At 63.4% G+C, this 14,455-nt stretch carries 15 protein-coding genes; 14 read left to right on the forward strand and 1 reads right to left on the reverse strand.

Features of this window, described 5'->3' with window-relative positions; genetic code table 11:
* Positions 1-41 precede the first annotated feature (41 nt).
* The 13 genes from HPY65_14000 to metG all read left to right on the forward strand — a co-directional run bounded on the left by HPY65_14000 (position 42) and on the right by metG (position 12,678).
* The gene (locus tag HPY65_14000) at positions 42-1,385 is read left to right on the forward strand and encodes an exodeoxyribonuclease VII large subunit (protein ID NPU85585.1); all 1,344 of its coding nucleotides are present in this window, start codon (positions 42-44) and stop codon (positions 1,383-1,385) included.
* Positions 1,386-1,388: 3 nt separating this feature from the next.
* Positions 1,389-1,616 (forward strand): exodeoxyribonuclease VII small subunit, encoded by a 228-nt coding sequence (locus tag HPY65_14005; GenBank protein NPU85586.1) that lies wholly within the window; start codon positions 1,389-1,391, stop codon positions 1,614-1,616.
* The gene (locus HPY65_14010) at positions 1,613-2,518 is read left to right on the forward strand and encodes a polyprenyl synthetase family protein (GenBank protein NPU85587.1); all 906 of its coding nucleotides are present in this window, start codon (positions 1,613-1,615) and stop codon (positions 2,516-2,518) included. Before HPY65_14005 ends, HPY65_14010 begins: the two co-directional genes overlap by 4 nt.
* Positions 2,519-2,529: 11 nt before the next feature.
* Positions 2,530-4,443 (forward strand): 1-deoxy-D-xylulose-5-phosphate synthase, encoded by a 1,914-nt coding sequence (locus HPY65_14015; protein NPU85588.1) that lies wholly within the window; start codon positions 2,530-2,532, stop codon positions 4,441-4,443.
* Between the two features lie 20 nt (positions 4,444-4,463).
* On the forward strand, positions 4,464-5,279 hold the full coding sequence (locus HPY65_14020) for a TlyA family RNA methyltransferase (protein ID NPU85589.1): 816 nt from the start codon (positions 4,464-4,466) through the stop codon (positions 5,277-5,279).
* Positions 5,276-7,018: a 4-hydroxy-3-methylbut-2-enyl diphosphate reductase gene (ispH, locus tag HPY65_14025; GenBank protein NPU85590.1), complete on the forward strand. Its 1,743-nt coding sequence runs from the start codon at positions 5,276-5,278 to the stop codon at positions 7,016-7,018. The genes HPY65_14020 and ispH overlap by 4 nt, the downstream gene beginning before the upstream one ends.
* 23 nt (positions 7,019-7,041) lie before the next feature.
* Positions 7,042-7,629, forward strand: coding sequence for a hypothetical protein (locus HPY65_14030; GenBank protein ID NPU85591.1), 588 nt, complete (start codon positions 7,042-7,044; stop codon positions 7,627-7,629).
* 25 nt (positions 7,630-7,654) lie between these two features.
* On the forward strand, positions 7,655-7,876 hold the full coding sequence (locus HPY65_14035; GenBank protein ID NPU85592.1) for a NifU family protein: 222 nt from the start codon (positions 7,655-7,657) through the stop codon (positions 7,874-7,876).
* A 64-nt stretch (positions 7,877-7,940) separates the two neighbouring features.
* Positions 7,941-8,120 carry a 4Fe-4S binding protein gene (locus tag HPY65_14040; GenBank protein NPU85593.1) on the forward strand — a complete coding sequence of 60 codons (180 nt, stop codon included), beginning with the start codon at positions 7,941-7,943 and terminating at the stop codon, positions 8,118-8,120.
* A gap of 128 nt (positions 8,121-8,248) precedes the next feature.
* Positions 8,249-8,941, forward strand: coding sequence for a dTMP kinase (gene tmk / locus HPY65_14045; GenBank protein ID NPU85594.1), 693 nt, complete (start codon positions 8,249-8,251; stop codon positions 8,939-8,941).
* On the forward strand, positions 8,893-9,876 hold the full coding sequence (gene holB / locus HPY65_14050; GenBank protein NPU85595.1) for a DNA polymerase III subunit delta': 984 nt from the start codon (positions 8,893-8,895) through the stop codon (positions 9,874-9,876). The genes tmk and holB overlap by 49 nt, the downstream gene beginning before the upstream one ends.
* A gap of 25 nt (positions 9,877-9,901) precedes the next feature.
* Positions 9,902-10,711 carry a stage 0 sporulation protein gene (locus tag HPY65_14055; GenBank protein ID NPU85596.1) on the forward strand — a complete coding sequence of 270 codons (810 nt, stop codon included), beginning with the start codon at positions 9,902-9,904 and terminating at the stop codon, positions 10,709-10,711.
* A gap of 59 nt (positions 10,712-10,770) precedes the next feature.
* Positions 10,771-12,678, forward strand: coding sequence for a methionine--tRNA ligase (gene metG, locus HPY65_14060; GenBank protein NPU85597.1), 1,908 nt, complete (start codon positions 10,771-10,773; stop codon positions 12,676-12,678).
* A gap of 48 nt (positions 12,679-12,726) precedes the next feature.
* On the opposite strand, the gene HPY65_14065 is transcribed toward metG, so the two are convergent.
* Positions 12,727-13,164: a pyridoxamine 5'-phosphate oxidase family protein gene (locus tag HPY65_14065; GenBank protein NPU85598.1), complete on the reverse strand. Its 438-nt coding sequence runs from the start codon at positions 13,162-13,164 to the stop codon at positions 12,727-12,729.
* 84 nt (positions 13,165-13,248) lie between these two features.
* Between HPY65_14065 and mutY the strand changes: the two genes are divergently transcribed.
* Positions 13,249-14,367, forward strand: a complete 1,119-nt coding sequence (gene mutY, locus HPY65_14070; protein NPU85599.1) for an A/G-specific adenine glycosylase — start codon at positions 13,249-13,251, stop codon at positions 14,365-14,367.
* Positions 14,368-14,455 lie beyond the last annotated feature (88 nt).

Below are 14,455 nucleotides of genomic sequence, written 5' to 3' on the forward strand. Positions count from 1 at the left end.
TCCGTCTTGTCATCCACTGGAATATCTGGTAGGTCCCCGACATGACGGACGGAATTTCCCAAAAAGTCTGGACGGTTTCGGAGCTGAACGAGGCCGTCCGGGACCTGCTGGAGGGGCGGTTCGATCTCCTGTGGGTGGAGGGGGAAGTGGCCGATCTTCGCCGTCCCTCCTCCGGACATGTCTACTTCTCCCTGAAGGATGCGGGAGGCCAGGTTCGGGCGGTTCTGTTCCGCTCCTCCGCGGCGGCACTCAGGTTCCGTCTCGAGGACGGGATGCGCGTGCTCTGCCGGGGACGCCTGGGCGTTTATCCGCTCCGGGGGGAGTACCAGCTGGTCGTCTCCACAGCCGAGCCCTACGGCATCGGCGCCCTGCAGCGGGCTTTCGAGCAGCTCAAGGCCCGCCTGGAGGCGGAAGGGCTTTTCGACCGATCCCGGAAAAAGCCCGTTCCCTTCCTGCCCTGGCGGATCGGGGTGGTCACCTCCCTCTCGGGATCGGTCCTGCGGGACATCCTTCACATCACCTCCCGGCGCTTCCCGTCGATTCCCCTCCTGATCGCCCCGGTGCGCGTCCAAGGGCCGGAGGCCCCTCCGGAAATCGTTCGGGCCGTCCGTGACCTGCAGGCGGAAGGACTCGTGGACGTCATCATCCTGGCCCGGGGCGGGGGATCCCTGGAGGACCTGGCTCCGTTCAACGACGAACGGGTAGCCCGGGCCGTCGCCGCATCGACTGTTCCCGTCGTCTCCGCGGTGGGACACGAAACGGACTATACGATTGCCGACTTCGTCTCCGACCTTCGGGCCCCTACCCCCTCCGCGGCGGCGGAGCTGGTGGTTCCCGTGCGCCGGGACCTGCTGGCGACGGTGGAATCCTTCCGGGATCGCCTTTTAAAAGGGATGGATCGAAGTGCTTCCCGGCGGCGGGAGCGAATCGCCCTGTCTCGCCGGCGGCTCAGGGATCCGGCCCGTCGGATTGCCGATCATCGCCTGGCCATGGACGACCGCCTGCAGCGCCTGCAGAGACTCCTCCAGGGATCCGCTTTGGAACGAAGACAACGCCTGATCTACGCCGCCCGGCACCTGCAGCATGCCAGCCCCGGCGAGCGGATCCGCCGGGAGGCCAGGCACCTGGAAACCCTGTACCGGGATCTCAAGCGGAACCTGGAAACGTTGCTGCTGCTGGAAAAGCAGCGGGTGCAAACCCTGGCGGTCCGCCTTGACGCCCTCAATCCCCTGGCCGTGCTCCGGCGCGGGTATGCCGTCGCCCGCCGCCTCCCCCAGGGAACCTTGATTACGGACGCCTCGGCGCTGATCGAAGAAACCCTCGTGGACGTGCGGGTGGCCGAGGGAGGATTCCGGGCGGCGGTGAAAGAAACCTACAGGAGTTGACTCATGGCCCGCGAAAAATTCGAGGATGCCCTCGAGAAGCTGGAACAGATCGTGCGTCGCATGGAAGCAGGAGAGATGAGCCTGGACGAATCCCTCAAGGCCTTCGAGGAGGGCATCCGGCTGGTGCGTCTGTGCAACGCCCGTCTCGACGACGCGGAACGTCGCGTCGAGGTGCTCCTCCGGGAGGGGGACCTCCTGACCACGAAGCCATTCGGCGGGGATGACGCATGAGCGGCATACCGGACGACTTTTCCTCCTATCTGAAGTCCCGGAAGGAACTTGTGGACAGCGCCCTGAACCGCTATCTCCCCGCCGAGGGTCTCTATCCGCCGGAGATTTATACGGCCATGCGTTACAGCCTGTTCGCCGGCGGCAAACGGCTCCGTCCCATCCTCTGCATCGCCTCGGCGGAGGCCCTGGGAGGTCTCCTGGAAGACATCCTCCCGGCCGCCTGCGCCATCGAGATGATCCATACGTATTCGCTCATCCACGATGACCTGCCCGCCATGGACAACGACGATTTCCGGCGTGGTGTCCCGACGAATCACAAGGTCTTCGGCGAAGGCGTGGCCGTTCTGGCGGGGGACGCCCTCCTGACCGAGGCGTTCCGCCTCCTGACGGACCCTGCTGTCATCTGCTCCGTCGAGCCCGGCCGGGTGGTCCGGATTGTTCACGAGATTGCCACGGCGGCCGGCGCCGGCGGCATGGTGGGCGGCCAGGTGGTGGACATCCTGTCGGAAGGGCGGCCTTCCGATTATGACACACTCCTTTTCATCCACAGCGGCAAAACCGGCCGGATGATCCTCGCCTCGCTCCGGACGGGGGTGATCCTGGCAGACGGCCGGGAAGAGGAGCTGGAGGCCGTCTCGGAATACGGCCGGCACATCGGCCTTGCTTTTCAGATCGCCGACGACATCCTGAATGTCGAAGGGGATCCCTCTCTCCTGGGGAAGGGAACGGGAAGCGACGCCGCCCGCCGGAAGGTCACTTTCCCGGCCCTGCTCGGTCTGGAAGAGTCGAGGGCCATGGCCCGGCAGAGCATCGAGGCGGCCCTGGAGGGCATCGCCTGCCTGGACGGCCGCGCCGAGCCCCTCCGCCGGATCGCCCACTACATCCTCGAACGAAAATCCTGACAAACGATCTTATGGCAGCCAAAGAAGAGAAACCGACGTCCCGAATCGTATCCCTCGAAGAGATCAACTCGCCGGCCGACATCCGCGGCCTCGATGTTTCTCAACTGAACCACCTGGCAGAGGAAATCCGGACCCTCATCATCCGGACCGTCTCCGTCTGCGGGGGTCATCTGGCCTCCTCGCTCGGTTCGGTGGAGTTGACCCTGGCCATTCATCACGTCTTCGACACCCCACGGGACAAGCTCGTCTGGGACGTGGGACACCAGGCCTATGCCCACAAGATCATCACGGAGCGGCGGGACCGCTTCTCCACCCTGCGCCGCCGGGGGGGCATCAGCGGTTTCCCGAAGCGGGAGGAGAGTCCTTACGACGTGTTCGACGTCGGCCACAGCGGGACGTCGATTTCCGCCGCCACCGGCATTGCCGAGGCAAAATGCCTCCGAGGAGAGGCCTTCAAGGTGATCGCCGTCATCGGCGACGGCTCCATGACCTCCGGCATGGCATACGAGGGGCTGAACTGGGCTGGAGACCGGAAAAAGGACCTGATCATCATCCTCAACGACAATGAGATGTCCATCTCTCCCAACGTGGGGGCCCTTTCATCCTACCTGAACCGGATGATGACGGGTCAGCGGGCCATGAAGATCCGTTCCGAGGTGAAGAGCTTCTTTCGGACCCTCCCGGGCATCGGCGAGCAGATGCTGAAGTTCTCCCGACAGGCCGAAGAAGCCCTGAAGGGCTTCATCGTCCCCGGAGCCCTGTTCGAAGACCTGGGCTTTACCTACGTCGGCCCCCTGGAGGGACACCGTCTGGATCACCTCGTCAAGAACCTGCAGAATGTCAGGGAGATGCCCGGACCCATCCTGGTCCATGTGGTGACCCGGAAGGGCAAGGGATACGCCCCCGCCGAATCCAGGCCACTGCAGTTCCACGGAATCGGTCCCTTCTGCATCGAGACGGGGGAACCCCTCACGTCTGCCGACGGGCGGATCTCCTATTCCCGGATGTTCGGAAACACCCTCGTCAGGCTGGCCGAACAGGATCCCCGGATCGTGGCCGTCACCGCCGCCATGTGCGAGGGAACCGGCCTCGACGCGTTCGCCCGGCAGTTTCCGACCCGTTTCTTCGACGTCGGCATCGCCGAGCAGCACGCCGTCACCTTCGCCGCCGGCCTGGCGACGGAGGGGGTAATCCCTGTCGTAGCCATTTATTCGACATTCATGCAGCGCTCCTACGACCAGATTCTCCACGACGTCTGCCTGCAGAAGCTTCCCGTCGTTCTGGCCCTGGACCGGGGCGGCTTCGTGGGAGACGACGGGCCCACCCATCACGGCCTCTTCGACTTCTCCTACCTGCGCTCCATTCCCAACATGACCGTCCTGGCCCCGAAGGACGAAAACGAATTCCAGCACATGCTGAAGACCGCCGTGGAATGGGGCGCCCCGATCGCAATCCGCTACCCCCGGGGCTCCGTGGCGGGGGTCCCCCTGGACGACGATCTGCGGGTCCTTCCCGCGGGCTGCGGGGAAATCCTGCGCGAGGGGAAAGACCTGGCCATCGTGGCCATCGGCGCGACAGTCCTGCCGGCCCTGGCGGCGGCGGAACGGCTTCGGGAAGAGGGAATCGAGGCCCGGGTGGTCAACGCCCGATCCGTCAAGCCTCTGGATGCGGGGCTGTTGTGTGAATCCGCCGCCCGGACCGGGAAAGTGCTTACCGTCGAGGAAAATGTCCTCATGGGCGGCTTCGGCAGCGCCGTCCTGGAGCTTTTCCAGGAAAAAGGAATCCGAAACGTCACCGTCGTGCGCCTCGGGGTCCCCGATACGTTTGTCGAGCAGGCCACCATGGCGGAGCTGAGGAGCCTTTACAGGGTCGACGAAGAGGGGATTCTTCGGGCGGCCCGATCCCTGGCCCGCTCCGGCGGCTGATTTCCTTCCGGCAGGCAGCCATGAAAAAAGAAAAAAAGCCCAGAGTGCGTCTGGATGCGCTTCTCGTCGAACGGGGGTTCTGCACCAGCCGCGAACGAGCCCGGGCCCTGATCCTGGCTGGGGCTGTCCTGGTGGAGGAAATGCCGACGGACAAGCCCGGCTCCTTCCTGTCTCCCGACGCCGTCGTCCGCCTCCGGACCGCCGACCATCCTTACGTGAGCCGCGGAGGGGTGAAGCTCCAGGGCGCCCTCGAAACGTTTTCCCTCTCCGTCCGGGATATGATCTGCCTCGACGTGGGGGCCTCCACCGGCGGGTTCACCGATTGCCTCCTCCAGGCGGGAGCCCGGAAAGTCTACGCCCTGGATGTGGGCTATGGACAGCTGGCCTGGAAACTCCGGCAGGACCCGCGAGTCGTGCCCGTTGAGCGAACGAACATACGGCTCTACAACGGCGGGGACCTGGAAGGACCGGTCGATCTGATCACCATCGACGCCTCTTTCATTTCCCTGAAGCTGGTCATCCCGGCGGCGCTGCGCTGGCTGAAACCCGGAGGCATCCTCCTGGCCCTGATCAAGCCCCAGTTTGAAGCGGGCAGGGAACGGGTCGGAAAGGGCGGCGTCATCCGGGACCCCGTCACCCACCGGGAGGTCGTGGAGGAAACGGAACGGTTCTGTCGTGGCGAGGGCCTCGCCGTCCGGGGGACCTGCGAATCGTCCCTCCCGGGCCCCGCCGGAAACCGCGAGTTTTTTATCCTTGCGGCAGCCCCTCCGCCGGCGGTCGGGGCGGAGCCGGAGGAAGCCATGGAGAACGGCGGCAGGACGCCGAAAGAGTCATGAGCGTTAGACTGGCGAAAACCGCCGGCTTCTGCATGGGCGTCAAACGGGCCGTGGACATGGTCCTCGACATGCCCGTTCCCCAGGGCAAGGTCCATTTTTACACGTACGGCCCCCTCATCCACAATCCCCAGACCGTTGAACTGCTCGAGAAGAGAGGGTTTCAGCCCATCCGGACGATCGAGGAGATCCAGGAGCCCCGGGAAGGGGCCACCCTCATTCTCCGCGCCCACGGCATCTCGCCGGAGGAGAGACGAAGGATCAAGGAATCGGGCCTGAAAATCGTCGACGCCACCTGCCCCAAAGTAGGCCACGTCCAGGCGATCATCAAGAAACACGCCTCCCGGGACTACGACATCCTCCTCATCGGGGACCCCCATCATCCGGAGGTGAACGGGCTCCTGGGATTCGCCGGCGAGCGGGGCATCGTCGTCCAGAGCGAAGAAGAGGTGGCCTCCCTGCCGGATCTCCGCAAGGTGTGCGTCGTCGCCCAGACGACCCAGAGCCTGGACACCTTCCACCGGATCGTCCGCCGGGTCCAGGACCGCTTCCCCGAGACGCTCGTATTCGATACCATCTGCAATTCCACGGAGGAACGGCAGCGGGAGATCCAGACCATGGCCGCCGAGGTGGACGCCTTCTTCATCGTCGGCGGCCGGAACAGCGCCAACACCCTGCGCCTGGCGGCCCTGGCCTCCCAGACGGGAACACCGACCTTCCATATCGAAACGGCGGATGAACTGGCGGGAATCGACCTCGCCCGTTACGACCGGATCGGCGTGTCCGCCGGCGCCTCCACGCCGAACTGGATCATCGACCGGGTCGTGGAAAGCCTCCGGAAGGAACAGGACCGCCGCAAGGGTCTGCTGCGCAGCCTGTTCCAGGGATGGATTCTCCTGGTCAAGACAGACGTCTTCTCCTCTCTCGGCGCCGGAATCCTGACCCTGGCCTGCCTGCTCCTGCAGGGACGTCCCCCGGAACTCCTTCCCGTCTGGACGGCGGCTCTTTACGTCTATGCGATGCACACCCTCAACCGGGTCCTCGACACCCGCACCAGCTCCATCCTGGGAACGTTCCGGGAGGCCTCCTACCGTCGCCATCGCCGCCTCTACGGACAGCTTGGCTTCGCCTCCATGGTCCTCGCCCTGGTGGGAGCCCTTCTGGCGGGAACATCCTCTTTCCTGTTCCTCCTGACCCTTTCCGTTTTCGGAATGCTCTACAACGTCCGCATCTGGCCCAACCGATGGCGGTTCGAAACGTTCCGGGACATCCCGGGATCGAAAAACGTCTCCATGGCGACAGCCTGGGCCGCCGTCACGGCCATTCTGCCGACCCTCCGGGACGGGCTTTCCCTGGAACCGGGATGGATCGTTTCCTTCCTGTTCGTCTTTGCCCTGGTCGTGGTCCGCTCGGCCCTTTCGGACCTGCAGGACCTGCAGAGCGACCGGCTTCTGGGACGGGAAACGATTCCCGTCGTGATCGGACAGGAAATGACCCAGAAGCTTCTGAACTCTTTCTCCTTTTTGCTGATATTGCTCCTCGTCGCGGCCGCGGCCGCGGGTTGGGTGACCCCCTTCGCCTGGCTCCTCGTATCCTGTCCCTTTTACCTGTGGATTTGTTTCCGCCTTTGTGATAGAAGGTCCGGACTTTCCGGTGTAGTTCTGGAGGGTTTGCTGGAAACGGGCTATTTCATTGCGGGTTTGGCCGCCCTGCTTTGGCTGGGGATCGGCCGGTCTGTCTGACATGGAATCGTGGAGGAACAATCATGAAAAAAACCGCCGGAGTCGTATGGGTGCTGTTCCTGGTTCTCCTGCTTGCCGGATGCGGCGGACTCCGTTATTCCCAGGTTGCCCCTGACGCCAAGGATTTCCATCCCCAGCGGATCGGCGTCCTGCCTGTCGAAACGGGGCCGTACGAAGAAGCCCGGGGAACCGCGGATTCGGTCATCGCCGCCGTCCTGGTGAACAAGAAGTGGTTCGCCGACGTGGTGGCCGCAGAGTCCATCAACCGGCAGATCCAGTCCAATGACGAACTCCGCAAGGTCGTCCTGGAATATCTGACCAAACTACGAACGGTGAACTTCTCCGATCCCGCGCTGAGCCGCCGCATTGGGGAACTGTGCCGGGTGGACGCCTTCCTGGTGGTCAACGTGGATTATTGGAATTACACAACGGAAGGCGAGAAGAAAATCGGAAAAGTGGGCCTGGGTGTAAAGATGGTGGAGGCCTCCACCGGAAAGATCATGTGGAAGGCGGGACATCATGAGGCTTCCAGATATTATCTTATCAAGCCGGACCTGAAAGACGTGGCGGAAAGCCTGTTCAAGACCATGATCGGTGAGATGCCCCACTGACGAGCGCCGCGGGCGGGAGGATGCCATGAAAGACCGTGTCAAGGCCGTACTGGAAAAGGTTCGACCCAGCCTACAGGCGGACGGAGGAGACGTCGAACTGGTGGACGTCTCCGAAGAAGGGGTGGTCCGTGTTCGTCTGACGGGCGCCTGCAAGGGATGCCCGATGTCCCAGATGACCCTGAAGATGGGAATCCAGCGTTATCTCCAGCGGGAGGTTCCGGAAGTGAAGGAAGTCGTTTCCGTATAGACCCGGACCCGGCGGGTGGATGGAAGGGTTGAAAAGGCAACAAAATCAAAAGGAGCTTTTCAAAATGGCTTATGTGATAACCGATGACTGTATCGCCTGTGGATCCTGCGAAAGCGAGTGCCCCGTCGAGGCCATATCCGAAGGGGATGACAAATACGTAATCGATCCGGGTCTCTGCACCGACTGCGGGGCCTGTGCCGACCAGTGCCCGGTGGAAGCGATCCTTCCGGGCGAAGAGAAATAGCGGACAAACGTCCGGACGGAAGGGAATAGGGGAAGCCACCGGCCCCTCCGGCCCGGTTGTTTCCCCTCTCGTATTTTCAGGCCGTCATCCGGCGGAGCGGTCAGGCTTTCTCCTGGCGGGAGTCCTCCATGGGGCCCTTCATCACCTTTGAAGGCATCGAGGGATCGGGAAAGAGCACCCAGATCCAACTGGCCGCACAATACCTTGAGGAACGGGGAATCCGGACACGGGTCACCGGCGAGCCCGGAGGAACGGCTCTGGGCATCAGGATCCGGGAGCTGCTCCTGAACCGGGGTCCCGTTGAAATCGGAGCCGAGTCGGAGTTGTTCCTTTTCGCCGCCGCCCGGAGCCAGCACGTGCAGGTGCTGCTGCCGGCCCTTCGGGAAGGCTGCTGGGTCCTCTGTGACCGTTTCTCCGACGCCACGGTTGCCTACCAGGGATTCGGACGCGGGCTGGACATCTCGTTCGTCCGGAATGTAAACGCCTTTGCCGGCGGCGGCCTGGTTCCCCGGCTTACCATCCTGGTCGACCTGCCCGTCGAGACAGGCCTGAACCGGGCCTTCGCCCGTGCGGCCAGGCAGTCCGGCCCCGCGGAAGACCGTTTCGAGCACGAAGAGCTGGCTTTTCACAAACGGGTCCGCTCCGGGTATCTCGAAATGGCCCGGCAGGAACCGGGACGCTTCCGGGTGATCGATGGCGGCCGGACCATTCAGGAAATTCATCGGGAGGTCTGCACACATCTGGACGCCCTCCTCCCGAATGCAGGAGATCCATGCCCTTCCGGGACATCTGCGGCCATGAAAAACCCATCGCCATCCTGAAGCGGGCCCTTGCCTCCGGCAGGATCGCCCATGCCTACCTTTTCCGGGGCATGGAGGGCATCGGGAAGCGAACCGTGGCGGAAACCTTCGCCAAAGCCCTCAATTGTACCCGGATGGAAGACGACGCCTGCGGCGACTGCCCCTCCTGCCGAAAATTCGACAGCGGGAACCATGCCGATGTCGTCACCATCCGTCCGGTGGGTCCCTTCATCCGCATCGGCGATATCCGCACCCTCCAGGATCAGATGGGATTCCGCCCCCTCGAAGGAGGACGTCGGGTCTTTCTTGTCATGGAAGCGGACCGGATGAACGAGCCGGCGGCAAACGCCCTGCTCAAGACCCTGGAGGAACCGTCCTCCCGGAATCACCTGATCCTCGTCACGAGCCGGCCCCACCGTCTCCCCTCCACCATTTTGTCCCGGTGCCAGCACCTCCCATTCAACCCTTTACAAACGGAGGCGATTGCCCTATTCTTGCGCGAACATATGGATTTTTCAGAGGCCCAGGCGGCGACGCTGGCCTCCTCCGCGGGCGGCAGCATCGGCCGGGCACTGGAAATGGCCCGGGAAGATGACATCAAGGTCCGCGACGGACTCATGGATGCCGTTGCCGGGACCCTTCAGAATCGTACCTCCCCGCTGCGCACGACCCTTCCGGCCTCGCTGGGAAAAGAGCGGGAGGAAGTTCTCCGGCGCCTGGAGATGGTCCGACTGTTCCTCAGGGACCTGATCGTGTGGAAAGAAACGGGGCGCCGCGACCTTCTCCTGTACGGCGACCGCCTGGACCTGATCGGCCCCCTCTCGGAGACGCTTTCGGGCCGGGAGCTCCTCGCAAGGCTGGACGCTGTGAGCAGGACCCAACGGGCCGTGGAACAGAACGCGAACCGCCCCCTCGTTCTGGAAGCGATGATCCTTCAGTGGTCCGGGGCGGCCTGAAGAACGGTTTCAGAAAGTGAATGTCATGGAAGAAGCAGCAGCCGAACCCCGGATTGTCGGTGTACGATTCCGGAAGGAAGGCAAGACATACCTCTTTGACGCCGCCGGACTGTCCCTCAACCGGGATGATGCCGTCGTGGTGGACACGGAGTTCGGTCCGGCCCTCGGACTGGTGGCGACGACCTCCAGCATGATCCCTCTGGTCGAACCGCCGACGGCCCTGAAAAAAGTACTCCGGCTGGCGACGGACGATGACCTGCAGGTCCGGATGGATCTGCAGCGGTTCGAGCAGGAGTGCCACCAGTTCTGCAAGGAGCGGATTGCCGAGCGGGCCCTGCCCATGAAGCTCATCGAGGCGGAATGCCTCTTTGACCGGAGCAAGGTGATCTTCTACTTTACCGCCGAAAACCGGGTGGATTTCCGGGAACTTGTCAAGGATCTCGTCCAGCGTTTCCGGATCCGCATCGAGCTCCGCCAGATCGGAGCGAGACAGGAAACGCGTCTGATCAAGGGAATGGGCATCTGCGGGCGGGAGGTCTGCTGCGCGGGATTCCTTTCCAATCTGGATCGGGTTACCGTCAAGATGGCCAAGGAGCAGGGCATGTCGCTCAACCCGGAAAAGATCTCCGGGCTTTGCGGGCGGCTCATGTGCTGCCTGGCTTATGAATACGACAGCTATGCGGAGAGAAAGAAAAAACTGCCCAAGTGCGGCAAGATCGTCCAGACCGAAGGGGGCCCCGGCAAGGTCGTCCGGCAGAACGTTCTCAAGGGGGACGTCATGGTCCAGCTGGAAGACGGGAAGGAAGTGACCCTGAGCATCAAGGACAACGATTAGCGGACTGCCGGAAAAGCCCGCCCAACGACGTTTCGAGCAACCTGTCAGAGGAATCGCACATGGAAAAGGCCTATTACATCACCACGCCCATTTATTACGTCAATGCCTCACCCCACATCGGCCACGCCTACACCACCATTGTCGCCGATGTCATGGCCCGCTATTACCGAAACCTCGGCTACCGGACCTTTTTCCTCACCGGAACGGACGAACACGGGGACAAAATCGCCGAAGCCGCCGCCAAGGCCGGCATCAGCCCCCAGGAATTCACCGACCGGATCAGCGCCCAGTTCCGGGATCTCTGGCCCGAGCTCATGGTTACCAACGACTATTTCATCCGCACGACCGACAAGAACCACGTCCGGACCGTCCAGGCCCTCCTACAGAAAGTCTACGACCAGGGGGACATCTATTTCGGGCATTACGAGGGCTATTACTGCGTCGGCTGCGAGCGCTTCTACACGGAGAAGGAACTCGTCGACGGCAACTGCCCCGACCACCAGACCCCTCCCCTGCATCGCAAGGAAAGCAACTACTTCTTCAAGATGAGCGCCTACCAGGACTGGCTGATCCAGTACATCCAGGAGCACCCCGACTTCATCCGCCCTGAGCGGTACCGGAACGAAGTCCTGGCTTTCCTCCGGGAGCCCCTGGAGGACCTGTGCATCTCCCGGCCGAAGACCCGCCTGACCTGGGGCATCGACCTGCCTTTCGACGACAAGTATGTGACCTACGTCTGGTTCGACGCCCTGATCAACTACGTGACCGGCGTCGACTACCCCGACGGGGAGAATTTCCGGACCTTCTGGCCGGCGGCCCAGCATCTCATCGCCAAGGATATCCTCAAGCCCCACGGGATCTACTGGCCCACCATGCTGAAGGCCATGGGGATCGAGCCCTACCGGAACCTGAACGTCCACGGCTACTGGAACGTCGATCAGAGCAAGATGTCCAAGAGCTTGGGCAACGTGGTCAAGCCCCTGGACCTGAAGGACAAATACGGCCTGGACGCCTTCCGCTACTTCCTCCTTCGGGACATGGTCTTCGGACTCGATTCGAGCTTCAGCGAAGAGGCCTTCGTCCAGCGGGCCAACTCCGACCTGGCCAACGACCTGGGAAACCTGGTGAGCCGGTCGGTAACCATGGCCATCAAGTACGGAGCGGGAAAAGTCCCGGCCCCGACGGCCATCGTTCCGGAGGAAGACGGGATTCTGCAGGAGACCGCCGCCCGGACCCTTGCCGAGGTGGGGACCTGCTTCGGTGAACTGGCCCTTCACAAGGCCCTGATCGCCATCTGGGAACTCATCGGCGTCACGAACAAATACATCGTCGAACGGGAGCCCTGGAACCTCGCCAAGGATTCCAACCGGAAGGCCCGGTTGGAGACCATTCTGTACAACCTCCTGGAAACACTGCGGATCGTCGCCGTCCTGGTGATGCCGTTCATGCCCGGATCGGCGGAAAAGATTCTCCGGCAGATCGGCATCGTCGATCCGGCCCGGCAGACCATGGAAACCATCAGGACATGGGGCGGCCTGGCTCCCGGGCTGGCCCTAACGCGTGGTGAGTCGCTCTTCCCGCGCATCACTTACAGCAAGGAGGAACAGCCCGTGGAGACGAAAAAAGCCCCCCTGGCACCCATAAAGCCTGAAATTTCCTACGAGGATTTCGAGAAGGTCGACCTCCGGGCCGCGAAGATCCTGGAAGCGGAACCGGTTCCGAAGTCCAGCAAGCTCATCAAGCTGAAAATCGACATCGGCGAGGAGCGGACCATCGTCGCCGGCATCGCCAAGGACTACAAGGCGGAAGAGCTGGTGGGGAAAACGATTGTCGTCGTGGTCAACCTCAAGCCCACGAAGCTCATGGGCGTCGAGTCGCGGGGGATGCTCCTGGCGACGGACAGCGAAGAGGGCCTGACGCTGGTGAGCTTCGACCGGTCCGCCCTGACGGGAGGAAAGGTCCGGTAGGAAACGGCACCGGGGTCGCAGGTGGAAAGGTTCCAGGCTCGTCCCGCTTCAATCGATCTCCAGGAAATGGGCCTCGGCGATCCCGTCGAGAAGCTGGAAGGAGCGAATCCGGACGACCAGAACCCGGGCCTCCGGATTTTTCGCCAGATCCTCCAGGACGGGGTGCCGCTCGACAAGGCGGCGGCGAATGCCGGCCTCCCGTTCGGGTGAATCGGGAGAACGGAAGCAGCCGTTGATGGTAAGGGCCACTGGCCGGGGCCGGCCGGGCATCCGGGCGTCCTCCCGCGTGTCCACCAGCAGGCTGACGTTCGGATTCGCAAGCAGGTTCCGGTATTTTCTGGTCCCCATCAGGGTCAGCATCCAGACTTCCCGTCCGTCGTCGGAGACCGCGTAGGACATGAGCGAACAATGCGGAAGCCCTTCCGACTCCGTGGCCATGACGCACAGGTCCTTCCGTTTCAGCAGTTCCTTCATCCGCTCCAGCATGTCGCCTCCCGGACCGCTTCGTTTTGATTTCAAATGAAACAGAAATCCCCAAGAAAAGCAACCCATCCCGGACCGTCTCTGCAGATGGAGCGCCCCCGGCCCCGCAGGTCCGCCGGGCCGGACGAGCGTACGCCCCTGATCCGGCGGAAGCTTCTCCGGTGGTATCGGAAAAACCGTCGGGCTCTTCCCTGGCGGGAAACCCGGGATCCCTACGCCGTCTGGGTCTCGGAGATCATGCTCCAGCAGACCCGGGTGGAAACGGTCATCCCGTACTACAGGCGCTTCATGGAGCGTTTCCCCGACGCCGCATCCCTGGCGGACGCCTCGCCCGATGAAGTCCTGAAGGTCTGGGAAAACCTGGGCTATTATTCCCGGGCCCGGAACCTCCACGAAGCGGCGAAGATCGTGGCGGCCCGGCACGGCGGCCTGCTTCCGGAGCCGCAGGAGGACCTGGCGGGCCTGCCGGGAATCGGCGAATACACGGCAGGCGCCATCGGGAGCATCGCCTTCGGCCTCCCCGTCCCGGCGGTGGACGGCAACGTCCGCCGTGTCCTGGCAAGGGTATACGCCATCGGGGAGCCCGTCGCTACCGGCACCGGGAAATCGAGGATCCGGGCGCTCGCGGCGGGACTCGTCTCCCCGGAGGATCCCGGGGCCTTCAACCAGGCCCTGATGGACCTGGGGTCCGGAATCTGCACCCCCGCCTTTCCCCGCTGTCCCGAATGCCCCCTGGCGGACGTCTGCGAAGCCTTCCGGCAGGGCCGCCAGGAAGCGCTGCCCGTGACGTCCCCGAAAAAGACCCTGCCCTGCGAATCCGCCGTCGCGGCCGTTCTCCGGGACCGGGACGGCCGCTTCCTGGTTGTCCGGCGGCCGCCACGTGGATTCCTGGGCGGGCTGTGGAAGTTCCCCGGCGGTTTCCTCCGGCCCGGCGAGGATCTCCGTGAGGGGCTCCGGCGAACCGTGCGGGAAGAGACGGGGATCCGGGTCAGCATCCTCGAGGAGCTGGTTTCGGTGAACACCGTCTATTCCCACTTCCGCCTCCTCCTGACGGCCTTCCACTGCCGGAAGCGGGGCGGCGGGAGCGCGCCTCCCGAAGGCCCCGGCCGGCAATGGGCCACCTTCGAGGAGATGAACGGTCTGGCCTTTTCCAAGGCAGACCGGCTGCTGTTCCCGGCCGTCCAGGTTCTCCGGCCGTCCCGCTGAAGGCATTCTTCCGGGCGCACCGGCGGTATAAAGCACGAAGATTCGATCGCCGCCGCCCGATCCCTTTACTTTTTCTGCCGGATTCATT

The sequence above is a fragment of the Syntrophaceae bacterium genome, from assembly GCA_013177825.1.
Taxonomy (GTDB): Bacteria; Desulfobacterota; Syntrophia; order Syntrophales; family PHBD01; genus PHBD01.